19 protein-coding genes are annotated in these 22,443 nt (G+C 57.4%); 9 read left to right on the forward strand and 10 right to left on the reverse strand.

What is annotated here, in order from left to right; translation table 11 throughout:
• Positions 1-207: 207 nt before the first annotated feature.
• The 3 genes from ACP7AJ_RS20155 to ACP7AJ_RS20165 all read right to left on the reverse strand — a co-directional run bounded on the left by ACP7AJ_RS20155 (position 208) and on the right by ACP7AJ_RS20165 (position 4,206).
• Complete coding sequence (locus tag ACP7AJ_RS20155) at positions 208-3,216, reverse strand: DEAD/DEAH box helicase family protein (RefSeq protein ID WP_426062008.1); 3,009 nt, start codon at positions 3,214-3,216, stop codon at positions 208-210.
• A 367-nt stretch (positions 3,217-3,583) separates the two neighbouring features.
• Positions 3,584-3,982: a hypothetical protein gene (locus ACP7AJ_RS20160; RefSeq protein WP_426062009.1), complete on the reverse strand. Its 399-nt coding sequence runs from the start codon at positions 3,980-3,982 to the stop codon at positions 3,584-3,586.
• Entirely contained in the window at positions 3,979-4,206 is a 228-nt protein-coding gene (locus ACP7AJ_RS20165; protein ID WP_426062010.1) for a hypothetical protein, read from the reverse strand. The genes ACP7AJ_RS20160 and ACP7AJ_RS20165 overlap by 4 nt, the downstream gene beginning before the upstream one ends.
• A 294-nt stretch (positions 4,207-4,500) precedes the next feature.
• Between ACP7AJ_RS20165 and ACP7AJ_RS20170 the strand changes: the two genes are divergently transcribed.
• Together ACP7AJ_RS20170 and ACP7AJ_RS20175 are read left to right on the forward strand one after the other, a co-directional pair.
• A complete protein-coding gene (locus ACP7AJ_RS20170; RefSeq protein WP_426062011.1) occupies positions 4,501-4,974 on the forward strand; it encodes a hypothetical protein in 474 nt (157 codons plus the stop codon).
• 58 nt (positions 4,975-5,032) lie between these two features.
• Entirely contained in the window at positions 5,033-5,677 is a 645-nt protein-coding gene (locus ACP7AJ_RS20175; RefSeq protein WP_426062012.1) for a DUF6030 family protein, read from the forward strand.
• 28 nt (positions 5,678-5,705) lie between these two features.
• Here ACP7AJ_RS20175 and ACP7AJ_RS20180 read toward each other — a convergent pair whose 3' ends face one another.
• On the reverse strand, positions 5,706-7,175 hold the full coding sequence (locus tag ACP7AJ_RS20180; protein ID WP_426062013.1) for a phage integrase SAM-like domain-containing protein: 1,470 nt from the start codon (positions 7,173-7,175) through the stop codon (positions 5,706-5,708).
• Between the two features lie 440 nt (positions 7,176-7,615).
• Positions 7,616-10,969, reverse strand: a complete 3,354-nt coding sequence (locus ACP7AJ_RS20185) for an SBBP repeat-containing protein (protein ID WP_426062014.1) — start codon at positions 10,967-10,969, stop codon at positions 7,616-7,618.
• A 939-nt stretch (positions 10,970-11,908) separates the two neighbouring features.
• On the opposite strand from ACP7AJ_RS20185, the gene ACP7AJ_RS20190 reads away from it, so the two are divergent.
• A complete protein-coding gene (locus tag ACP7AJ_RS20190; protein WP_426062015.1) occupies positions 11,909-12,574 on the forward strand; it encodes an MOSC domain-containing protein in 666 nt (221 codons plus the stop codon).
• 98 nt (positions 12,575-12,672) lie between these two features.
• Here the strand turns inward: ACP7AJ_RS20190 and ACP7AJ_RS20195 are convergent, their stop codons facing one another.
• A complete protein-coding gene (locus tag ACP7AJ_RS20195; protein ID WP_426062016.1) occupies positions 12,673-13,050 on the reverse strand; it encodes an SPW repeat domain-containing protein in 378 nt (125 codons plus the stop codon).
• A gap of 289 nt (positions 13,051-13,339) precedes the next feature.
• Here ACP7AJ_RS20195 and ACP7AJ_RS20200 point away from each other — a divergent pair, with 289 nt between their 5' ends.
• On the forward strand, positions 13,340-13,597 hold the full coding sequence (locus ACP7AJ_RS20200) for a hypothetical protein (protein ID WP_426062017.1): 258 nt from the start codon (positions 13,340-13,342) through the stop codon (positions 13,595-13,597).
• Positions 13,598-13,610: 13 nt separating this feature from the next.
• On the opposite strand, the gene ACP7AJ_RS20205 is transcribed toward ACP7AJ_RS20200, so the two are convergent.
• From ACP7AJ_RS20205 to ACP7AJ_RS20220, 4 genes are all read right to left on the reverse strand, one after another.
• On the reverse strand, positions 13,611-15,812 hold the full coding sequence (locus tag ACP7AJ_RS20205; RefSeq protein WP_426062018.1) for a bifunctional alpha,alpha-trehalose-phosphate synthase (UDP-forming)/trehalose-phosphatase: 2,202 nt from the start codon (positions 15,810-15,812) through the stop codon (positions 13,611-13,613).
• Positions 15,813-15,908: 96 nt separating this feature from the next.
• The gene (locus ACP7AJ_RS20210; protein WP_426062019.1) at positions 15,909-16,754 is read right to left on the reverse strand and encodes a cyanophycinase; all 846 of its coding nucleotides are present in this window, start codon (positions 16,752-16,754) and stop codon (positions 15,909-15,911) included.
• Positions 16,755-17,052: 298 nt separating this feature from the next.
• Positions 17,053-17,964, reverse strand: a complete 912-nt coding sequence (locus tag ACP7AJ_RS20215; RefSeq protein WP_426062020.1) for an isoaspartyl peptidase/L-asparaginase family protein — start codon at positions 17,962-17,964, stop codon at positions 17,053-17,055.
• Between the two features lie 18 nt (positions 17,965-17,982).
• Positions 17,983-18,396 (reverse strand): hypothetical protein, encoded by a 414-nt coding sequence (locus ACP7AJ_RS20220; protein WP_426062021.1) that lies wholly within the window; start codon positions 18,394-18,396, stop codon positions 17,983-17,985.
• A 689-nt stretch (positions 18,397-19,085) separates the two neighbouring features.
• On the opposite strand from ACP7AJ_RS20220, the gene ACP7AJ_RS20225 reads away from it, so the two are divergent.
• The 5 genes from ACP7AJ_RS20225 (at position 19,086) to ACP7AJ_RS20245 (ending at position 22,265) form a co-directional block, all read left to right on the forward strand.
• Positions 19,086-19,511, forward strand: coding sequence for a hypothetical protein (locus tag ACP7AJ_RS20225; RefSeq protein ID WP_426062022.1), 426 nt, complete (start codon positions 19,086-19,088; stop codon positions 19,509-19,511).
• A 142-nt stretch (positions 19,512-19,653) separates the two neighbouring features.
• Positions 19,654-20,085: a hypothetical protein gene (locus tag ACP7AJ_RS20230; RefSeq protein WP_426062023.1), complete on the forward strand. Its 432-nt coding sequence runs from the start codon at positions 19,654-19,656 to the stop codon at positions 20,083-20,085.
• Between the two features lie 142 nt (positions 20,086-20,227).
• Positions 20,228-20,638: a hypothetical protein gene (locus ACP7AJ_RS20235; protein WP_426062024.1), complete on the forward strand. Its 411-nt coding sequence runs from the start codon at positions 20,228-20,230 to the stop codon at positions 20,636-20,638.
• A 20-nt stretch (positions 20,639-20,658) separates the two neighbouring features.
• Entirely contained in the window at positions 20,659-21,570 is a 912-nt protein-coding gene (locus ACP7AJ_RS20240; RefSeq protein WP_426062025.1) for a hypothetical protein, read from the forward strand.
• A gap of 20 nt (positions 21,571-21,590) precedes the next feature.
• Positions 21,591-22,265: a response regulator transcription factor gene (locus tag ACP7AJ_RS20245; RefSeq protein ID WP_426062026.1), complete on the forward strand. Its 675-nt coding sequence runs from the start codon at positions 21,591-21,593 to the stop codon at positions 22,263-22,265.
• The last annotated feature ends 178 nt before the right edge of the window (positions 22,266-22,443 follow it).

The raw sequence follows: 22,443 nt of genomic DNA on the forward strand, positions 1-22,443 counted from the left end.
CTCACCTATTGAAACCGTACGGCATTCACGGCTTCCGTTCGGCAGGGAAAAAGAAAAGGGAGCCCGCGACGGCTCCCCCAACCAAGATTAAAGACACTGTATATACCAGAATTTCATAATTTGTTTACTTGATCTCACGCAAAAAGTCCACAGTTATAATGTAATTTATATTAATATAGTTTACATTATAACTGTGGACAATTTAGCCTAAAACATGCCCTCAGTTAAGCAGGGAATGGTTTTTATTGGGTTGATCACCTGAAAGTCGGCTAATTTGTACCGCTGCACAATCCGGTAATACCGGGAGGTTTTCCCGGCTGCGTCGTCCCGGTAACTGCTCACCACGCAGTACATGACCTTCACAATATTCACCACCTCCGCCGGTTTAATGGTGGTTGAGAGGCTGCTCTGAAACTTCGCGTTCACCGCACGGCGCAACCCGTTCAAGTAGCCCGTAAACGCGGGGTCTTTGGGGTCAAACTCCCCGATATGGTGCCCGGTTATGTACAAGTCAACTTGTATATAAAAGGCGATCATTGCCACGTCGTTCAAATCCAAGTCGGTGCCTATTCGTGGTTTCGTTCCATTTTTCAGGCGCTTGTAGTTGTGAAAATAACGACTGGTTCGCACCATGTTGGCGATGCTGTCACCCGTGCCCGTTTCGATGATGTCAATGACGCTGTCGCGGGTGAAGCCGTTGGCGAGCATCTCGTTGTGTTGGCTGATCAACTGCTTCTGGTAACGGTCGGTAAGGAGGTGCGTCGCGTTCAACAGGTTGACAAAGTTCGCCCGATCCGCCGCCTTTTTTTCTTGGTTGCGATCGCGGACCACGCCGTTGATTTCTTTGTTTAGCGCGTATTTGCTTTTCACGTCGTGCTGCACAAGGTCGATGCCTAGCTCTTTCAGCACCGCTACGCGCACCGCCAACACGTTGCGGTAAAACATGTTCAGCCGCAACTGGTGTTGCCTCAGAAGCTGTACTTCATTTACTTCGTGCAGCATGGTGTTGCTGTTAAAGTACACGTAGTCAACCTTTGACTGCATGGCTTTCACGTTTTCGCCCACCGCTTCTAATCCGTAGCTATCAAACTCTAATCCCGCGCTTTCGCGCACGGTCCGGTTCTGTGTGTGGGCGAGTTGGGCGAGCTTACCATACGAGGGAATGTGGTAATCCGTAACCGTGCGCGGGGCGTACACCGACGTGTACAGAGTCAGGTTACGCGCGTTGCGAAACCGGGCGCTGTACTGCTTCACCTCGTTAAACGAGAGGTTGTCTTTGCGACTTGGAAAGAACAACACGTCAACCTGCGCGTACCGGTTGTTGATGTTCACCCCGTCGGCGAGTAGCTTGGTCGTGATCAACAGCTTCACCGTCCCGGGCAACACCTGAGCCGTAACGAGTGCTTTGTACACCTCGTCGTGTTTTGCGTCCGAATGCAGGAACACGACTTGATCAGGTCGGTACCCGCCGCGCAGGGCTGTTTTACGGATTTCCTGCCCGGTTTCGCGGTTCGTGACGTAAATGGTTTTGAGCACCGTGTCGGTGGCTTGCAGCACGGTCCCGTTGCTCAGCACTTGCCCGGGGGTATAGGCGAGATTTAAGAAGTTATCAATATCCACTCCCTCAACCAGCTTTATATTCTTACTTGTGTCGCGCTTAACGTCGATGAGTTGAAAGCCTCGGAAATTCAGGTTGTGGGCGGTACCGGTGCATAGCACCACGTGATCATACCGGCTCATGGCGTTCATAATGTCCTTGATATTACCCTCCCGAAAGTCTTTGGTGAAATCTTCCAGCAAATGGTGCGCCTCGTCGATCACCAGTACGCTGGCTTCGCGGGTTGCTAACTTGTTGATGCTGGCGTAAGTCGTAGCGACGATTCGAGCGCCGCTCTGCGTGTCGGTGAGGCTCTTATCGCCCGTGATTTGCAACACGTCCTGTTGTTGAACGATGCTAAGCGTCGGGGCGATAAAATCAATTTTCTCCGTCGGGAAATGGTTGACCAACCGCTTCATAAGGGTAGTTTTCCCGGTGCCGGTGTCGGATTTAATCACCACCCGCTTGAACTTCTTGATCGCGTACACAATGTGCCGCTCGCGCTCAGTCAAGTACTTGGTAATGTGCAGCTTTTCGCCAAAGCCTTCGAACGTGTTGTGGTCGGAGGTTAGCCGATAGACCTTGCCCTTCTCGGCACCATACGCGTAGTTTTTCTTAACCGTGTTGTTGCTGAAGTAACTAATGGACTTGGTGAGTCTCGCCACGTAGCTCGCCTCGTTTTTGGCGGCGTTGCTCAGCCCCGTGCGGTAGTAGCCTTTCCAGTTGGCACGTAGCTGACCGCCGTTATCCCGTTTCACCAGACCCTCATACAGCGCCCGACCGGTATCGCCATACAGGTAGCTGATGACGTTGGCGACGGTGTAGGTGGTTTGGTGATCAGTGAGTGTCACGCCCGGCTTCAACTGAAAAGCCGAGAGCGGCACGGTGCTGCTGAAATGCTGTAAGTCAATGGACTCGGTAACGTTGCCCGAGCGCCGGGTTTTGCTTTTGGTGTACGTGGTCAACAACTTGTGCAGGATTTCCACGGGCACCTCGGCACCGATGTACTCCGCGTATCGGTCGGCAACGAGCGCAAACGGGTGGCTGATGTCGGCTGCCTGATCATCGATAAAGAAGCAGCTAATCCCGTTCCGAGTCAATAAGTTATTAACGACGGTAGCCAGCGCGTTATATAAGTCAGAATAATAAACCGCAACGTCTTTGTAATTGTGGGTGTACGGGTTGACCGCGTACAATAGCCTCAACCCTTTGCCCGATTTGGACCGCGTGTAGCCATGTAGTTGAAACGGTTGGTTATTATCACCGACGTTCTTCAACGTGGCAATAACTTTCTGTATTTCCCCGTCAAAATAGTTTAGTGATTTAACGTTTTTTAGCTCCTTTACCGCGTCCAGATCCAGCGCCACAACACCGTTCCAACTCGTCAGCCCGGCTGCGCTACGCGTGCTATAAACGCCCGTAAAAACGACGGTGGGCAGTTCCCCGTGCGCTTTGGCGTCGGCAATGCACGGCACGGGTAGGGCGGCGAACACCGATTGGTTCGAACGCAGCGCGTGTAGCAGTTCGCGCAGGTTGTGTACGTTGGCAGCACTCGTTTCCAGCACGGTCGCGGTGTTGCAATGCTTCTGAAAACTGATGCTTTTGTCTTTGTCTTTCATCTTACATTTTCTACTTTTTTATAGGTGTCGGTTGCGTGGGTTCGCGTACCACGCCTTGTTTTGGTTCGTGTGCCACGCCCACCGCAACGCCCGGCGGGCGCTCGCGGCGCACAGCAAATGGTACAATTTTTCTCGCTGGGCGTCGGTGTGCTCATACCCTAGCTCATCCTCCCAAATGTGTCTGTTCTGGTGATACAGTGCCACCATCTCGTCTAATTTCGCCTCGCTCGGCTCCCGGTAACGCTCTAGCCGGGTGTGGTAATCGTGATACTTTTCGGCAAAGTAGGGCGTGCCGTGAAGGGCGATTATCTGTTTGAACTCCGCGTCTAGGGCGTCATCCCAAGTTGTCGAGGTGTGGGTTTCAGAGCTACTCATCTAATAAATTCTCAATTTTTCCGGTGCGGGCGCGCCGCTGTTCGTAGGCGAGATAAGCCCGGTAGCTGCCTTCGCTAAAAAACCAATATGTCATGACCTGCGGCGTGGTGCCCGGCTCACTGACAAGGTTATAAACCACGTGATCGCCGAACCCCTCCAAAAAGGAGACAACGGTTCCCCCGCGCTCTATCAGCATGTTTCTGAACTGTTTAAAGTGGTCATAGAGGTAGTGGAAAGTGGGTGGGTCATCGTATACCCCCTCGCCTAAGTCATACCAGTTTCTGCGTTCAACTAGCTTACCTGCGGCGGTGTAGTAAAAGGCTTTCGCAGTCTCATTCGCCTCTTTGGCGACGGCAAGCATTTGCTTGTTCATGTCGTGGGCATGGCTCATACCGTTAGCCCAATTTTGTTGAAGCGGGGATTGGCGATCACGAACTGGTCGAAATAGCCACGTGCCTCGTCAACCGGGTAGAAATGCGTCTGTAGCAGTTTGACGTAGCTCAGCTTCGCCTTCTGTAGTTCTTGCCATGCCCGCTTCCGGGTTAGCTTGTAGTAGGCTTCGATGTCCCGGGCAGTCACGTAGCTAATGCCGTGGATTTCAATGGTTGTCTGCATGGTTGAATAGTTTTGTTTCTCTATATATTTCAGAAGGAAACGCCCCTTCGTGTTTCCCTTTCTACTTATGGGTCGGTGGCGAGGCTTAGTTTGAAATTTCCAAGAAAGTATTTTTCAACTCATTGATTTACAAGCACAATCATTTCGATCATCTGCATAAAAAAAGCGCCGTGGTAAGGCGCCTTGGGGACTCAGGGGATTTCGGGACCAGTGTCACCCGTACTTGGAAAAGACCTTAGGGGTGCGTAGCTAATAATATCGTATCATTGCTATCTACGCCTTGTTTTCATCTACATGAAGTTGCTGACCACTCTCTACAACAAGCTTAACTTTTACCGCTTACACCACCCCAAAAAGTCTCTCTTCTTGTTCTTGGTGCTGGTCGTGGTCGGAACGCGCATCAGCAACGCCATCAATCCCCACGTCCCCACCAAAACGGAACTAGCCGACGCGGCTGCCAAAGCCGATAAGCAACAAGCCGAGGAAGCCGAAGCTGCTGCCAAAGCCGCGCAGCCCAAGGAAGCGGACGCGAACCACGCTGAATACAAGGTACTGCGCCCCTACCTACGGGCGAATCTCAACGATTGGGACTCGTACGAAAGCCGAGGGGTGAGCGAGCCACAAGCCATTGCCGCCCATGACGGACAGCCCGCGTGGCGGATCCGGCACACCTACCGCGCCAAGAACGGCTTTAACGCGACCGTCCTCAACGACCAGATGTTTTATTACACCAAGAACGGGGTTTACCTCGTGCTCGATGCCAAGTAGCCATTCGTAGCTCTCCAGCTAAGAAAAAAATGATAACTACTTAAGTTCGTCACCAACCATGAACATCTTCAACAAGTATCGAATCACCTATCCCATCCTGTTTTATACGGTCGCTGTATCCCTGTTTTTTGTGCTGGTGGGAGGCATCCTGAACGCTTTTAAAAGCCCCGACGCGCCGATTGCTGCCGCCCCACCCCAAGAAACCCCGGGCTATCTGTTGCCGGATCCTGCGACCCAACCGCCGCAGGTTGCCCGCGTTAAGTTATTCAATGACCCTGACGGGCTACGACGGAAACTATCCACCATCGGCGTGGGTGCATTAAGTCCGTGGCATTACTCGGAAGAACAATACGCCAGCTTATCCGAAGAACTCAACATTGGGTCGCCGATGCCCAACTCGGGGTTGTACACGAACATCTTCTGCTATGTCACCGGGGAACAGTCCGAGTATGCGGATCAAGTGGATATCCAGTTGGACATTTTCAACGAAACCAACCGTGGATACGCCCTTGCCGCGTATAAAAAGGTGGTGAGCAAGGCATTTACTCAGATGGGCATTCCCAAGCCGAAACTATTGGTCGGTTCCATTGGGAAAAAGAACTTTGAATACGAAACCGCCGACTACACGATTCAACTCACAAAACAACCGGTCAATATCGAATCGTATAAACTCCGAATCACTCCGAATACACGGAACAAGTAAACTTATCAGGCTACTTAGGCAACACTACTTACTGGCGTTTGCTTGCCCGTGTCTTCGCGTTGGCGACAGCCTTCGCATTCAACGCGCCTGAATCCACTTGAATGTATTTCTGTAGCTCTTTCATATCCGTGCTGCCAAGCATTTCCAATACGTCGGTGTGCTTAAACTCGTCGCTGTTGATATGTCGCGAAACAAAGGATCTGCGGTTGCTGTGCGTGCTTAGTTCAAGGTTTATCGGGGTTTCGGTGGACACCGCTACACCTTTGGCATCTTCGCGGACCACGACTACGGTGGGCATCGACACACCGTGGTGATCGTACATCTCGGCGACGATTTCCTTGATGGTGCGATTGTAGTACGCCTCCGTAATGATCGCCATGTTGTGGTTGTGCCCGACCAAGATTTGTTTGATGCGGTTATCCAAGCTCAAGGGCACCTTGTACATTCCGCCCGTCTTCTTACACTTGCCAACAAGGTATTCAACGGCTACCCCGTCGATCACGAGCGTGGTGATATGATGCTTCTTGGCGGCATCCGAAATACGGAGCCCGGTCAGGCTCTGGAATAGGCACAGGTCGATCTGCTTCGCGTGCTCGGGCTTGACTTGCTTGTACGCCCATAGCATGTCCAACTCTTTGTCGCACAGATAGGCGATCGTCTTGGCTTCCTCAACAATGGCAAACGCCTTGCTTTTGTGTCCTGTGCCCACCGTGTAGCCGTTTTGCTCCGCCCACTTGAGGAACGATTTGAGCCGCTTAACGTGAGCGCCAAACGTCGATAACTTATTTCCGCGTACATCCATCAGATACGCCTTGTACTTGGCGTAAAACTTCATGTTGAAGCCGAGCAGGGTGAGGGTTAAGTGGTGGTGTTGCGCACATTCTTTCAACCGTGCCTTCCACGTCTGCCACATTTGAAAATCACGCGGCTTAAGCGTCAGCTTATCTTCGGTTTCCGCCATGAACGCAGCGAGGGCTTGATCGAAGTCCTTGCGCTCGCTTATCGAGGTAACCGGTCCAATTGCCAACCCTGTGTTGTCGGCTTCCATCTGCTTCATGGCTTCGTGAACCAAAGCCAACTCCTTCTCTAACCGGGCAGCCATGTTTTGAAGCTCTACGTAGCTGCGGTGTTCGGCTATCGAATCCATCGTTTCCACCGTGCTTTCGCCTTGCAACGTCACGCGCTGCCGTTCCCATCCGGCTTTGATTTTGGCGGGATCCAAGGTGCTGGCGACCACTTTACCCGCTCGACTCAGCATCGCCGCCAGCGTCTCATTGAGGAAAGCGTCGGCGAGCTGTTTGGTCTTTGGGTTGAACTCGTCGGGCATTACATAAAGCCCAGTGGGCAGATATGCCAACACTCTTCGAGCGTGGGTTACGCGTAGCGTAACGTGGTGCCCACTGCGCTTTTGTGTGTAAATGCGCGCCAGATCGGGCGTAATGCTTGCCCCGTTAGCAATTAAGGTCAACACAGCCGAATTACTGATAATAGGTTTCATGCTATTTTTCCAGCTAAAGTTCAATGTGTTGGGTAAACTGCATCATTAGGCAGCTCACGAATGTAGTCCATAATTATCCAACATTATCAAATATGGCGAAAAAGGGGTTTAAACCCGATTTTAATACCATTTCACTTCCATCAAACACCAGTCAAAAGCTATCCAACATGTCCTTTTTCCGATACCAAAAACCTTATTTAAATGGTATTAATGGCATATTATAAAAAGTCGTACTCCCCTACGGACTACACGAAAGGCTCTCTGCATTGCGCAGAGAGCCTTTTTCTTTTTAGCTATTTGTGCTAATAGCTACCTGCCGGGCTCCACGACTTTGGACACTTTCGTTGCCAAGGCTTTAAATGAATGGCAGAATGTTGACTCAAGCATTGCATTCTAGGGGGCAGGAAAACTTTGTACTGCTTTCGAGGCGAGTAGTCGCCTCATTTCTGGATGTGTAGCCGCAGCTGCTGCACTTGCGCACCGCTTTGCAGGCGCACGAGGTATAGCCCCGCCGCCAGGTCAGGGGCCGCTACTCCTACTGCGTGCGATTCACCGGTCTGGAGGGTGCCCGCGAATAGCAATCGCACGCGCCGCCCTTGTAGGTCAAACAAATCCAGTCGAATGGGGCCGGCGACGCCAGCCGTTACCCACACCCGGAACTGGCCGTCGCTGGGATTGGGCGCAGCTTCAAGCTGCGCGATGGCTGCTCCGGCCGCTGGCTCGGAGCCACTGGCCGACCGCCACGGAAAATCGGAAGCGGGCACGGTGATGGTGACGGTGCCTACCGAAAAGAGAACCGGTGTGCAGGGTTCCAGGCCACCGTATTCCACAATGTAGCCTTGCACGGTGCTGCCCTCGCCGCAGTTGCCCAAATCATTCCACTGGCCCGAGCCGCTGTATAGCGCGCCATAGTCCTCTCCTTCGGGCCGCCAGGGATTGCTGTAGTCATCGGGTTGGCCCGGGCTCCAGTTACTGAAAGCGGACCCGGTGCCGCTCGGGCCGCCGCGCCAGATGAGCTGGCCGGCCTCGGGGCCGGTTTTCCAGCGCCACTCCCCTTCCACGGCGTCATCGGCCGCCCCGAACCAATGGATGCCACTGAAGCGCTTTAAGTAGTCTAATTCTGCTGCCGAGGTGATGGTAGCCAGGTAGCCCTGCATGCCCTGAAAGGTGCGCCCGGCAGCCGCCGCCCGAGCCGCCGACCAGCAGATGCCGGGCGCACTCACAAACTCGTAGTAGTGGCCCGTGGCTGGCAAGGCGTGGACCGAACCAGCCAGCTCCAGCACATACGTGAACGTGGCCGTGCCCTCGAAGCGGGAAGGCGGCACGTAGTTGACCGTGTAGTTGCCACTGCCGTCCTGGAAAGCAAACAAGTCGCCGGTGCTGGGCTTGCTGATTTCGTTTACCTGCAACGGTCGGCCGAGGGGGTCAAAGTCATTGCGCATTAGGTCGGCGGGCCTAATGAACAGCTGGCTTTTGGGTCCCCAGCTATAGCGGTATGCATCGGGGTTGGCCACAGGACCCGCGGCCGGGGCAGGCACCGTAATGGTAACCGTGCCCACCGCAAAGAGCACGGGAGTGCAGGCCTCTAGCCCCCCGTATTCCACCACGTAGCCATGCAGGCTGCTGCCTTCGCCACAACTATTCAAGTCATTCCACAAGCCGGAGGCTGCATGGAGCATGCCGTAGTCCTCGCCCTGAGGGCGCCACTGGTTCGTGAAGTTGTTGGGCTCGCCCGGCAGCCAGTGGGTGTAGGCCGAGCCGATGCCGGCGGGCCCGCCGCGCCAGATGAGCTGGCCGGCCTCGGGGCCGGTCTTCCAGCGCCACTCCCCTTCCACGGCGTCATCGGCCGCCCCAAACCAGTATTGCCCCTGCGCCCTGCCGGCCAAGAAGTTCTTTTCGTCTTCCGAGGTAATAGTAGTGAGGTAGCCCTGCATGCCGTGAAAACTACGAGCAGAAGCTGCCGCCCTGGCTGCCGTCCAGCAGATGTCGGACGCCGGCACAAACTCGTAATAGTGGCCTGTTTCGGGGGAGGCCAGCACCGGCCCGGCCTGCTGCACTGCATATGAGAAGGTAACCTGTCCTACAAAGCCCGGGCTTGGGGTGTAAGTGAACGAGCCATTGGAATTGGTTATGAGTGTGCCGTGGCTGGGAGTACCCAGCCGAGCCACCTGCAGGGGGCGTCCCTGCGGGTCAGAATCATTGGCCAGTAGTTGGGCGGGCGTAATGGTCAGCGGGCCGCATAGGGCTGTAAAAGCGTCGGCGGCGGCCACAGGAGAGGCATCGCCGGGCTGGCAGGGAGCCAGGGCCGAAGAATACTTAATGGTAGCAAAGTCCAGGCCGCTGCTGAAGCCGGCACCAGCGGAATGGCCCGTGACGTAAGCATGGCCGGCGGCGTCTACAACAAGGGCCTGGGCCTCGTCAGTGGCGTTGCCTGGGCCATTGTAGCGGTCTAGCCCGATTTGTTCGCCCTGAGGCGAATACCGCAGTGTGGCGTAGTCGGTACCACTGCCAACTGCCGCCGAATAGCCCGTGACGTACACATAGCCGCTCGCATCCACGGCCACTCCCCGGGCTACGTCGTTGCCATTGGCCGGCCCGTTGTAACGAGCCACCCACAGCTGCTGCCCCGCCGATGAATACTTGACGGTGGCATAGTCGTCGCCGCTGCCCGGGCCCTGCGAGGAACCCGTCACGTACACATTGCCCGCCGCGTCTACGGCGGTGCCATACGGATAGTCTGATTCATTGCCCGGAGCATTGTAGCGGGCCACCCACAGCTGCTGCCCGCCAGCCGAATACTTAACCGTCAGGAAATCGCCGGGAGCGGCGTCATTAAGGAAGGAGTAACCGGTTATGTACGCATTGCCAGCCGCGTCCACGGCCAACACCCGGCCTTCATCATAGCCATTGTTGGGACTGTTGTAGACGGCGGCCCACAGCTGCTGGCCCGTGGGCGCATACTTGACGGTGACAAAGTCGCCAGACGTGCTGTTGTCGGCGCGGTACGAGACTCCCGTGACGTAGGCATGGCCGGCGGCATCAAGCGCCAAGGCCTGGGCGTAATCGCCGCCATTGGTTGGGCCGTTGTAGCGGGCGGCCCACAGTTGCTGGCCAGCCGGCGAATACTTAACCGTGGCATAATCTCCCGAGGTGCTGCCGCCGTCGGAGTCCCCGGTGACGTACACGTTGCCGGTGGCATCAATGGCCAGCGCCCAGGCATTATCATAGCCATTCTGGGGCCCATTGTAGCGGGCCACCCACAGCTGCTGGCCGGTAGGCGAGTACTTCACGGTAGCATAGTCGGTACCACTGCCCACACCGGTGCTGATGCCCGTGACGTAGGCGTTGCCGGCGGCGTCCATGGCCAGGGCATTGGGCTCGTCCCGGGAGTTGGCCGGACCGTTGTAGCGGGCCGCCCACAGCTGCTGGCCCGTGGGCGAGTACTTCATGGTGACGTAGTCGGCTGCCTCCAAGGAATTGGACGTCACGGCGGAGATGCCGGTCACATAGACGTTGCCAGCCGCATCTACCGCCACTGCGCGGGCCAGCTCGTAGCTGGCCTGCCGAAACGAAGCCGGCGCGTTGTAGCGGGCCACCCACTCCTGGCGAAACTCTGTCGTCGACACCGCGGGTGCTAAGTCCCGCACTGGCCCGGCCGCTACTTGCTGGCCTGCCCTTTTCGCGACCGCAGCCAATCCACTGCCTGGCACCCCTAAGGGCTTACTGATTACGGTGGGTAATACCACTAGGTAGATACCGACCAGCAGTACCATACGCGTAAAGAATGTCTTCATGGTTAAATGATTTGAATGATACAGGATACACTGGTACACTTGCTGACAGAATGGATACCGGAAACAACATTCAACGGTCAAATCATTAATAATCAAATAATTATTTCAAAGAACAAAGCTCATTCATGTGCCGCGCAGGGCAGGCGCCCACACTGGGCCCTATGTATTAAATTTAATTAATTCTCATTTAAATTCAAACAGTCATAGGCAATAAATAATCTTTGCGCAGCAGGTAACAGCCGATGATTGAGAACTGATATGGCTGCCTTGTACTAGCCTACAGCAGTACCTCCAATGTCCCTTGTTCCAGACGCGTAGATGGGCTGACCATCATTATGGAAAGCTGGCCCATAATCGGCCAGCCAATGCGCCCCGCACGAGCGAGAGGCAGTGAAGATGAGCGGCACAGTTATGCCCGCTGCTGGGGGGTATTTACGGCTATGCTGAGCCGGAGCAAGGACTGCCCCTACACGACATCAGTTCCGGCCCAAACCAAGATGGACGCTACGTGCCCAGCCTCCGCCGACTGCACCACGTGCTTGTTGGCCTCACCAGGCGTATACCGTTCTTGAGGGATACCCAGGTGGTCCGCACTACTGGAGGATTGAGACTGGTGCTACGATTGAACGGACATCGCAACGCCCAAAAATCATGACTGTGCCAAGCCAGCACAAAGTGGCTTTCATGACCTCAGTCAGCAATAAAAAGTAGGGCAAATCCAGGGCGATGCCCGCGCCGAATAGTTACTCTGGCAGACGTGTCGGCCGCTAGGTTACTTTACCCAGAGTGAGATTTTATGCGCTGCAGTCGTAAGGTTTAGCAGCTTCGGCCTCACAAAGAGTGTGGTAATGCTTATCGAACTCCGGCCACCAGAAATGTAACCAGACAGCCCATGTACTTTCGCGGGGGCGTTTGTTGTTGAAGCTATCCTGGATTCGTATGCCTTTGCCTCCCGCTATGCAGGTTCTTTCCGTCAACGTAGGCTTGCCCCAGGAGCATTGGTGGCAGGGCAGCGTGGTGCGCACCGCCATTTTTAAGGAACCCATGCAAGGACCCGTTGCGCTGGCGGGCCACAACTTGGCTGGCGATGCCCAGGCCGATTTGCGCGTGCACGGCGGCCCCGATAAGGCCGTGTATGCTTACGCCCACGAGCATTATGCCTACTGGGAAAACGCGCTGCCCGCCGGCACGCTGCCGGGTCCCGGGGCTTTCGGGGAGAACCTCACCACGCAAGGCTTGCTGGAGAGCGAGGTGCGGGTGGGGGACGAATTCGAAATCGGTACGGCCGTGCTGCGCGCCGTGCAGCCCCGGCAGCCCTGCTACAAGCTCAACCTGCGGTTCGGCGACCCGCAGATGGTGCCGCGGTTTGCAGCGGCGGGCCGCAGCGGCATTTATTTTCAGGTGCGGCGGCCGGGGGTGGTGCAGGCCGGCGATGCAATGGTGCTGTGTCAGCCCTCGCCGTTCGCCACCACCATTCAGGACGTGATTGACCTGTTTTACGGAGTGCGGCAGGACCCAACGGCAGTGCAGGCCCTGCTGAGCATTTCGTACCTGCCGGCCTCGCTAAGGACGCATTTTATGCGGCAGGCCGGGCTACTTGCTTGACCTCGGCAAGCATCCGCGGCACCACTTTTTCCAGCTTATTACAATGCACTAAAAAGTAGTAATGACGCTGACATAAGACCAAAAGCAGCAACCAGGAATTACCCTAATTCCAATTCAGTATCGCGCTTTTCCTGGGGCCGCCAATCGGTTAGCAAGTAAACTACCAAGAAGACCACGCCCAGCCCGATGAAGAGGTTGCGAGCCGTACTATCCTGAGAGAAATCGAATAGCCAGGGGGAGGCAATAAACACGAACCCGCTCACCAGTTCGAAGCCACCGTGAATCGGGAAAGGAATCAATTTGAACAGCCCAAACGGCATATTGGTAAGCAAGGATACTACTAGATATCCTGCTGCCAGGGCGTAGCATACCCATGCCATGGGGCCCGTGTATGCAAAGACGCTAGGCAGTGCCAAGAAGACACCGGACATGGTATAATCGAGAATGCCGTGCAGGGCTGGGGAGATGACTTTCATGAGATAAGCGGTAAGTATTGAAAGGAATAGACTTATTTGGGATACGAGTTATTCCCGAATAATGATAATGCTGAGCTTAATCACTGGCTACGCAAGTCGGCGTTTTACATGTGACAATTTCGGCTTGCCTAGACCGGGTCGCAGATAACAATGGCAGTAGCTACTTGGGGCTCAAGCAGGGTCGCCAAGTTGGTTTGTATTAAGGTTGAGCTAATAAAAATTATAAGCGAATGTGCCAACCATTGCCCGAAAGGAAACCGTAAAACGGGTGTACTTACTTACTACCCGAATGCCACTTCACCCTGAACTAGACAAGAAACTAAGCAAGACGTTCGAGCCTTCCACCAGCATTAACGACGTCTTCAAGGGCTACGACATCACCTTCGTCACCAACGAGCACGGCGAGCCCGTGACCTTGTTTTTTGGCAAGCGCCGCCCCGATGGCATGATTGCCGGCGAGCGCTACACCCGCACCATTAAGCGGCAGCCCGGCAGCATGGAAGTAAAGTCCAGCCACTGGGACTTGCGCGGCAAAATTATGCGGTAAGCACCCAACCGGGTTACACCTGCCCCACTTGCGCCTGCACCTCCTGCAGGTTGCGCAGCAGCTGGCGCACCTCTTTCGGGCTGTCGATGGCATAGCGGGCCAGCGAGCGGGGCGTACCACCCACCTTCAGGGTGTAGGCCGAAGGGGGCATGGCGGCAAAGGTGTCCTCGTCGGTGCGGTCGTCGCCGATGGCCAGGATGAAATCGGCATGCTCGGTGGCCAGCCAGCGGGCGGCGGCCGTGCCCTTGTTGATGCCCGCGGTTTTAATTTCGATGACCTTGTTGCCTTCCATTACCTGCAGGTCGGTGTTAGAGGTCATGAAGGTGAGGTGGTTCATAAGCTCGCGGGCGCGCATGGCTCCGAGCTCGGCGTCGACGCGGCGGTAGTGCCAGACAAGCGAGTAGTCTTTTTCCTCAATAAAGGAGCCGGCCGTGCGGCGCACGTACTGGTCGAGTAGCGGGCGCATTTCGCGCTTCCAGCCAGCCCGCAGCTCTTGAAACAAACTCCACTCTTGCCCCGCCCGGCGCAGCCACACACCGTGCTCGGCAATGAAATGCAGGGGCAGGTGGCCCAGCCACTTCTCCAGGGTGCCCCGGTCGCGGCCGCTGATGATGATGACCTGGTTTTGGGGGTTGTCGCAGAGGGCGCTCAGGAGCTGAAGCAGCTCGGCATCGGGGCGGGCGTGCTGGGGGTTGGCGTGGAACGAGGCCAGGGTGCCATCGTAATCGAGCAGCAGCAGGCGTTGCGGCGCGGCCTGGTAGTCGCGCAGCAACTGGGCCCGGGACTCGTCGTCGAGGGCATCGGTGCTTAGGGTGTGCTGCTTTATCTTGCTGTAGGCCAGCCGGTCCATGAACAGCTGCGTCCAGGCAAATACGTTGTACTGCTGCACCAGGGCTTGCAGGTTGGCCATGCGGGTGGTTTGCTCTTCTTCGGGCATGCGCAGGGCCTCGTGCAGGGCCTCCACCAGCTGGTTGGTATTGGTGGGGTTAATGAGCAGGGCGTCGGTGAGTTCCACTGCGGCACCGGCCCGCTCGCTGAGGATGAGCACGCCGCGCTGGTCGGTTTTGCAGGCTATGTATTCCTTGGCTACCAGGTTCATGCCGTCACGCACGGGTGTCACCAAGGCTACATCGGCCAGGCGGTAAAGGGACACCAGCTCGTCGAAAGGAAACGAGCGGTAGAAGTAGTGAATGGGATTCCAGCTGATGGAGCCATGCCGGGCATTGATGCGGCCCACCAATTCGTCGATTTCCTCCTTGAGGGAGGCGTACTGCGCCACTTGGTCGCGCGAGGGCACTACCACCATCAGCAGGCTTACTTTGCCGCACCACTCGTCGTGGTTGATGAGCAGCTGCTCGAAGGCCCGCAGACGCTGGGCGATGCCCTTGGTGTAGTCGAGCCGGTCAATGGACAGCACCACGCGCACGTCGCGCAGGGCTTCGCGGTACGTCCGCTCGTGAGCCAGGGCTGCCTCCGAGTTGGCGGCTTCAGCGTAGCGCTCGTAGTCTATGCCCATGGGGAAGGCGTCGACCAGCACCGTGCGTGTGGGCGTCTCAATCAGGCCGCTCTGGTTGGGCAGGCCCAGCATGCGCGTCACGGCGCTGAGAAAGTGCCGCATGTAGCCGTAGGTATGGAAGCCGATGAGGTCGGCGCCGAGCATGCCGCGCAGCAGCTCGTTGCCCCAGGGTAGCACCCGCAGCAGCTCGAAGGAAGGAAACGGAATATGCAGGAAGAAGCCAATAGTGGCCTGTGGACGCGCCTTGCGCAGCATCTCGGGCAAAAGCAGCAGCTGGTAGTCTTGCACCCAAATGGTGTCGTCGGGTCCAGTGAGGGCCAGCACAGCTTCGCAAAATTTCTCGTTCGCGGCCACATAGGCAGCCCAGTGGGCGTCTTCGTAAGTCGCAAACTGGGAGAAATAGTGAAAAGTAGGCCAGAGCGTGGAGTTGCTGAAGCCTTCGTAATAATCCCGGATTTCGGCTTCGGTGAGAAACACCGGGGCCATGCTGTCGGCTTTCAGGCGCTCGGATACCTCGGTCTGCTCAGCTGGGTCATCTACAAACAAGCCGGGCCAGCCCACCCACACGTTGCCATCGGCCCGGTAGATGGAGCCCAGCCCGGTGGCCAGGCCGCCCTCGCTTGGCTGAAAAGTGAGGCCCTCGGCATTGCGCTGCACTTTGGTAGGCAGACGATTGGAAACGATAATAGTTTTAGACATGGGATTGTAACACTGGCCTGCTGCTCGTAGTGGCGATACCCGGCGGTGAGTAAGTAGTATGCACTACGGTACGGAGCCAAAAACGGTGGCCTTCCGCTACTCCGGCAGGGTGTAGTACTGCCCGCGCGACAGCAGGTGTACGTGCAAGTCCCGGATGGAAAACACTTCGCCGGGCCGCACTTCGTGGATGGTGTTGCCGGTGCAAAAATGGCCGTCTACCACCACCACGAGGCCGTTGCCGATGACTTCCAGCTCGCTGCCTTTGGTCACGAGCACGGCTGTGTCTTCTTCCAGACCCAAGCCGATGCAGCCGGGGTTGGTCGCGATAATCTGGGCCATGCGCACGATGCGCCCGCGGGCCACGAAGTGCGTGTCAATGGCCACGTTTCGCAGCAGCTGCAGCCCCGTGGTGATGTGAATTTCGTCCTTCACAAAGCCTGCATCGTTGCGGCCCTGATAAATCATGGGCGTGCTCATGGCCGCGGCACCGGCGCTGGTGCCGGCTATAACGATGGGCTCCTGCACGTAGCGCTCATACAAACGCCTGAGTAGCGGCGTGCCCCCGAAAATGGCCGTGAGCCTGAGTTGGTCGCCGCCCGTGAACATCACGCCATCGGCCCGACTGATAGTCTCCAAAGCTTCAGCCTCATGAGCTTGTATGCGGTTGCGGATGTCCAGCACCTCCACCTTGTCGACCCCCAGGGCCGTGAACACCTTGATGTATTCTTCTGCGGCCTCCAGGGGTTCTTCCGAAGCAGTAGGAATTACCACCACCAAGCCTTTGGCTGGCAGTTCTTTCACGAAGCGCTCCAGAATAAAGTCTGCCGACTCGTCCCTTACGCCTTCTTCATTTTGGGGGCCGTTTTGGCCCGGGACAACGCGGTTTTCTCGGCCCCCAATGGCTAGCAAGAGCCCTTTGGGGGTTTGGGTACGAATGGTCATAAAGTAGATTGGTGATTAAAAAACCGTTCAGACCATACAGGTCCCACGGGCATTACCGCGCACAGACGCTCTTGGGAGCAGAGCCCATCAGAGCGCCTGTGGAGGTAGTGGGGATGTTCGAAGAAGAAATGAGTCCACGAGTAGCTTCCCCAGCTCCTCGGTGCGCCTGTGTGTCGCAGCATCGAGGAGCTCATTTTTATTTACGGACAGAAAATATTGCCGTAGACGCTAGAAATACGGAATTTGGGGCCGGTTTACCCGTATTCCGAGCCTGGCTATGGCTCACGCAAAGCCGTGCCTATTCATCCTTCCAGATGCCCACGTAGGGCTCGCCCTCGCCTACCCGAAAGGCGCGGCGCATGACGTTGCTGTTGAATTCCAGGGCGATGGCGCCGTCCTTGTCCACGGCAATCATGCCTTTGTCGCCTTTCAGGTCCTCGTCGCGCAGGTCCACGGCGGCCCGGCAGGCCTCAACCAATGGCTGGCCCGCGTATTTCACCCTGGCGTACACTTCATGGGCCAGGGCCCCGCGCATGATGACTTCGCCATCGCCGGTGCAGGATACCGCGCAGGCTTCGTTGCTGGCATAGGTGCCCCCGCCGATGACGGGACTGTCACCCAAGCGGCCTTTTAGCTGGCCTTCGATACCACCTGTGCTGGTTGCCACAGCCAGATTGCCGTCCTTGTCGAGGGCTACAGCGCCCACCGTGTCGTGCATGGCGCTTATGGGTTCTTCCCTCACTATTTCCAGCCACTTCTGCTGGTTCTTTTCGGTAATGAAATAACTGGGTCCTTTCAGGGGGAGTCCCTGTTCCAGCGCCAGTTCAATGGCTCCGTCATTGGTGAGGCATATGTGCGGGCTTTTTTCCATCACAGCCCGGGCCAGGCTGATGGGGTTTTGCACGTACTGCACGCCGCTTACTGCGCCCGCCTGCAGGGTGCGGCCGTCCATGATGGCGGCGTCCATCTCCACCTCGCCCTGCTGGGTAAGGCCGCTGCCTCGCCCGGCATTGAAGTGTTCGTTGTCTTCGAGGCTGCGCACAGCAGTTTCTACCGCTTCGAGCGCGGTGCCACCGTCATGTAGCACTTGCCAGCCGGCCTGCAAGGCCTGGCTCAGGCCTTCGCGCTGCTGGGCTTCTTCTTCAGGGCTTAGCTCGCCGGGCTTCACGGTCACGGCGCCGCCGTGAATTACAATAGCGTAGTTACTCATATAGACTAAAAAGAGAGATTAGCTAATTGGGGTGAGTTGCCAGAGCTGCCCGCTGCTGTCGGACAGGCGGCGGAGCCGGTGGTAGCCGCTGAGCCAATGGCCGCTGAAATTGAGCTGAAGCCGGCCCTCGGTTAGCTTTTGGCGGAGGTTGGCGGGCTGGCCATTGCGGTTGGGCACGTGCCGCACGGGCCCGCTTTCCACGCAGGCCAGCGAATCGGGCGTGGAAGTGGTGGGCAGCAACCATAGCAGGACACTCTGCTTGCTCAGCTTCTTAAGCGACAGCGGAATCACCCAGTTGGCCACGCAGCCCTTGTCATCTTCCAGCGACAGTTGATAATACGTGGGGGCGTGTTCGGAGCGGCTCACGCAAAAAGATGGTGCATTGTGGAGCGGCTTTTCGTCCTCAGCAACCAGAGCAGGTGCAGGTTTCATACAGCGGATACAGCAGTGAACGGTTCACCTCTTAAACGGGCCGAAGCATAGCGACAGAGAGGGTATAAACACGGTTTTTGGCGTAAAAGACACGTAGATTTTACTCCGTACCGATACGGAGGCAGTGGCCCGGGCACTGCGCTCAGGTCTCTTCAGGTGCTTGGCCAAGTCAGGCATCAATCTGTTTCGGCTCCCAACTTTTTACCGCCACTGGCTGCTTTGCGCTAGGCCTGTATGCGAGCCCCACCCGCAACGGCCAGGTGACCGTTTAGTTGGGTAGCCACTGCCAGCAGGCCCAGCTACGGGTGTTCAACGCCCTGGGCCAGGAAGTACTGACCACAACGATGCCCACCAAAGCGAGCACCGTCACCCGCCGTCTGGTGCGCGAGTAGGCCCTGCTTAGTTTTTAATAGTAAAACACCCCCGGCTGCCGGCTGGGGGTGTTTTTTTTATGACCTAATTCAGCGAAACTCAAAGCTCCGACACGACTGGCCCAGGCAGCCAGCATTAGCCGAAACCTGTACGCTCGAATATAACTGGAACGTGGCAGCGGTAACCAGTACGGACGGCCTCAGGAAACCAGCCTGCGGTTCCGCTCATTCTTTGCTAAAGAGGTGCTGTTATCATGTTGGCTTCATCTGACAAGGGTAGGTTTGCTATTATTCTTTTGGCTCCTTAATCCCCTGACCATGAACCAGCTTTTCATCATGCTTGCAGCCCTGGCCCTGGTTATCCAACCTTGCGCCGCTCAGTCGCGCCAGTCCCGGCCAGCGGCCTTCGACCAAGAGCGGCCCGAGCCCCGAGTAAACCCCGTGCGGGTGCAGGCAGCCGCCCTCACCAGCTACTTTGCCGACCGGCTCCGGCTGCAGGCGCGGCAGCAGCCGGCCGTACAGCACTGCGTGCACCAGCACCTCGAAGAGCTGACCGTGCTGGACTGGCAGGCCGCCGGCTTCCCTCCGGCCGAAGCTCACCTTGATAGCCTCACCCGCCAGTACCACGCCTCCCTGCGCCGCGTGCTCACGGCCGGCCAGTTCAACAACTTCATGCAGCTCAAGGAATACCAGCTGGCCCCCAGTTACCTGCCCGCCGACTGGCTGGCGGCCTATGGCAAATAAGCCCTAGCTTTTTCTGGTTCTGGCAGGCTTGCCGCTTATCATGTTCGCATCATGTTGGCCCGGTAGGTTTGTATCATTCTTTAACACTTCGACAACAGCTTTCTCAATCTTCTTCTCTCCAACATTTTAACAACCCCTTCCCATGAAAAAGATGCTTTTCTCCGCCGCCGCACTCTTCTGCTCGTTTGCTGCTTTGGCCCAGGCTCCTGCTGCCACAGCCCAGGGCGCCAACAACCAGTCGGCTGCCCGCAAGGTGGAAGCCCAGGCCAAGCGCACCGCTCAGGACCGCCGCAGCGACAACGCCGCCGCGGCTGGCAATGGCCAGGCAGTTTCGACTCTGGCCCAAGGCACCACGCTGACCGGCGCCGACAAAGGCGCGGCCATCAGCACCCTGGCCAGCGGCGGCCGCTCGGCCGCTAAGGGCCAGCGCACGGAGCGCGGAGCCCGCGCCGAGCGCAGCGCTGGTCGCGAGCGTGCCGAACGCTCGGCCCGCGGCACCGACCGCAGCAGCGCCCGCGGTGGCAACCGTCCAGCCGGTGCCGGCCAGCAGCGCAGCGCTGGTCGCGGCCGCTAGCTCTCTGTTTGAGCCAACCGTCGGCCGTGCTTCTGATACCCTCGGAGGCGCGGCCGTCCCGGTTAGCCGATAACCCGGCTTTTCCTTAATTGAAATGCCGTAATTTGTTTCCGCATTCCGCAGGTGCCTGCCTTTGGCTATTATGAAAATTGTGTTCCGCTTCTTCTTATTCTTCTTGCTGGTAGTGTTAGGCGGCACCCAGGCCCGGGCACAACACGCGCACCTGGAGCTGGCATTGGCTGTCGAGCCGGTCCAAACCGCCCCGACATCCCCGGCTCAAACGCCCGCGCAAACGGCTCCCACCGAGCCGCCTGTGAAAGCAGTGCCGATGACCGGCCGCAAGCGCAAGCCCTTGCGCGTTGACGAAGACGCAACCGAGGTAGCGGCCGGCGACCAGACCGACCGCAGTGCCCGCCCGGAACAGAGTGCCCGCAGTGCCCGGCCAGAGCAAAGTGCCCGCGGCAGCCGGGCCTCCGAAGCCGGCCGGGGGGCCCGCGGCGCCGCATCAGGCGCCGGACGCGCCGCCGGAGCCGGCCTGGGCCGCAGACAATAACCCTTACAGCCGGAAACACTATGTTTTTTTTACGCGGCATCGCGCCGCTACTGGGAATTGTATTTCTCAACGCTTGGCTTAGCGGCCCGGCTGCTGGCCAAGCAGTGAGCAGCAGCCAGCCCAGCGGCACTCCCAGTGCGCCTACTGACAGTATCAGCCGGCACGGTGGCTTCACGGCCACCCTCAGCTACGGCAACAACTCCTCGTTTTTTGGGCGCACCCAAACTACCCGGCTGCCTTATGCGGCTGGCGAGCTCACGTATAAGAGCCGCGTTGGGGTGTGGGGCTCAGTAATGAGCTACAACTTGTTCGACACGAGCAGCTTCATCGATGAAACCGACGTGTCGGTGGGCTGGGACGGCGACCTTTCCAAAAAGGTAGACGCCTCGGTGAGCTACTCGCGCTTTCTGTTTGCCGAAAACAGCCCGTTGGTAAAGTCCAGCATCAACAACTCCCTTGATGGGTACGTGGGGCTAGATTGGGGCTATGTGTATTCCCGGCTGAATGCTTCCTACCTGTTCGGCGAAACCAACGACTTTTTCCTGGTACTCGACCAGTCTCGCTACTTCGAAATCGACAAAGTACTCACTCCGAAAGGCTACCTCTCCATTCAGCCACGGGTGAGCGTAACGGCCGGCACCCAGCGCTTTGCCGAAACCAGCATCGAGCAGCAGCAAGTGCGCGGCAACCAGTCGCGCCCCGTGCCAGGACGGGGCCCCGCGGGCACGGGCACCTCTCCGACCACCACGACCACTACCACCACTACCCAGTTCCGGGTGCTCAACTACGAGCTGCGTGTGCCAGTGACCTACTCCCTGGGCATATGGTCGGTGCAGGCAGCCTGGCGCTACGCCCTGCCGGTGAACCTGCTGCCCGACGACGTATCGACGGCCCGCTCATACTTCACCACCAGCCTCTCCCTCAACCTATAGCCTGATTTTTCGCCCTGTCCATGACCGTTCTTATCGTCGAAGACGAGCGTACCCTGGCCCGCGAGCTCGGCATCTTCCTCTACCAGCAAAACTTCACCTGCACCACGGCCCGCACGGCCCGCGAAGCCCGCCAGCAGCTCGCCGACAACAATTTCGATTTCGTGCTGCTGGACCTGGGCCTGCCCGATGGCGATGGACTGACCGTGCTAGCCGAAGCCAAGCAAAACGAGCTGACCGCCGCCGTCATTATCCTCACCGCACGGGGCGCTGTGGAGGACCGCATCAGCGGACTGGAGCTGGGCGCCGACGACTACCTGGCCAAGCCCTTTTCGCTGCCCGAGCTGCTGGCCCGCATGCACGCCATCACGCGCCGCCGCTTTGGGCTGCACAAGCCCACGGTGCCGGTAGGCGCGTTTCAACTTGATTTACAAAACCGCCGCATCCTGCAGGAGGGCAAGGAAGTAACCCTCTCGGTAAAAGAATTCGACGTGCTGAGCTACCTCGTGCTCAACCGCAACCGCGTGCTGACGCGCCTGCAGCTGAGCGAGCACATCTGGGGCAACCTTCCCGAGTCCGGGTTCGACTCCAACTACATCGACGCCCACATCAAAAACCTGCGCAAAAAGCTCGGCCAGTATGCCGAGGTGGAATGGCTCGAAACTGTGCGTGGCTTCGGCTACCGTGTGCGACTGTAAGAAGGCGTATTTGATTCCTAGTTGAATATTTTATGGGGTCATCAGGCCGTCATGCTGAGCTTGTCGAAGCATCTCTACCGCTTCGTTCGGGTTCCGTTCGGTAGAGATGCTTCGACAAGCTCAGCATGACGTGCTTTTGTCTCCGCTTACTTCTGGCCGACTAGTCTGCAACGGACAA

Origin of the sequence: Hymenobacter sp. B1770 (assembly GCF_049896385.1) — a bacterium.
In the GTDB taxonomy this organism is placed as follows: Bacteria; Bacteroidota; Bacteroidia; order Cytophagales; family Hymenobacteraceae; genus Hymenobacter.

Bases quoted from the DNA above. Each gene is read 5' to 3' on its own strand.
- ACP7AJ_RS20230 (WP_426062023.1), top strand. From the start codon at position 19,654: ATGAAAAAGATGCTTTTCTCCGCCGCCGCACTCTTCTGCTCGTTTGCT.
- ACP7AJ_RS20160 (WP_426062009.1), bottom strand. From the start codon at position 3,982: ATGAGCCATGCCCACGACATGAACAAGCAAATGCTTGCCGTCGCCAAA.
- ACP7AJ_RS20175 (WP_426062012.1), top strand. From the start codon at position 5,033: ATGAACATCTTCAACAAGTATCGAATCACCTATCCCATCCTGTTTTAT.
- ACP7AJ_RS20155 (WP_426062008.1), bottom strand. From the start codon at position 3,216: ATGAAAGACAAAGACAAAAGCATCAGTTTTCAGAAGCATTGCAACACC.
- ACP7AJ_RS20215 (WP_426062020.1), bottom strand. From the start codon at position 17,964: ATGAGTAACTACGCTATTGTAATTCACGGCGGCGCCGTGACCGTGAAG.
- ACP7AJ_RS20210 (WP_426062019.1), bottom strand. From the start codon at position 16,754: ATGACCATTCGTACCCAAACCCCCAAAGGGCTCTTGCTAGCCATTGGG.
- ACP7AJ_RS20180 (WP_426062013.1), bottom strand. From the start codon at position 7,175: ATGAAACCTATTATCAGTAATTCGGCTGTGTTGACCTTAATTGCTAAC.
- ACP7AJ_RS20165 (WP_426062010.1), bottom strand. From the start codon at position 4,206: ATGCAGACAACCATTGAAATCCACGGCATTAGCTACGTGACTGCCCGG.
- ACP7AJ_RS20205 (WP_426062018.1), bottom strand. From the start codon at position 15,812: ATGTCTAAAACTATTATCGTTTCCAATCGTCTGCCTACCAAAGTGCAG.
- ACP7AJ_RS20240 (WP_426062025.1), top strand. From the start codon at position 20,659: ATGTTTTTTTTACGCGGCATCGCGCCGCTACTGGGAATTGTATTTCTC.
- ACP7AJ_RS20170 (WP_426062011.1), top strand. From the start codon at position 4,501: ATGAAGTTGCTGACCACTCTCTACAACAAGCTTAACTTTTACCGCTTA.
- ACP7AJ_RS20190 (WP_426062015.1), top strand. From the start codon at position 11,909: ATGCCTTTGCCTCCCGCTATGCAGGTTCTTTCCGTCAACGTAGGCTTG.
- ACP7AJ_RS20220 (WP_426062021.1), bottom strand. From the start codon at position 18,396: ATGAAACCTGCACCTGCTCTGGTTGCTGAGGACGAAAAGCCGCTCCAC.
- ACP7AJ_RS20200 (WP_426062017.1), top strand. From the start codon at position 13,340: ATGCCACTTCACCCTGAACTAGACAAGAAACTAAGCAAGACGTTCGAG.
- ACP7AJ_RS20245 (WP_426062026.1), top strand. From the start codon at position 21,591: ATGACCGTTCTTATCGTCGAAGACGAGCGTACCCTGGCCCGCGAGCTC.
- ACP7AJ_RS20235 (WP_426062024.1), top strand. From the start codon at position 20,228: ATGAAAATTGTGTTCCGCTTCTTCTTATTCTTCTTGCTGGTAGTGTTA.
- ACP7AJ_RS20225 (WP_426062022.1), top strand. From the start codon at position 19,086: ATGAACCAGCTTTTCATCATGCTTGCAGCCCTGGCCCTGGTTATCCAA.
- ACP7AJ_RS20195 (WP_426062016.1), bottom strand. From the start codon at position 13,050: ATGAAAGTCATCTCCCCAGCCCTGCACGGCATTCTCGATTATACCATG.
- ACP7AJ_RS20185 (WP_426062014.1), bottom strand. From the start codon at position 10,969: ATGAAGACATTCTTTACGCGTATGGTACTGCTGGTCGGTATCTACCTA.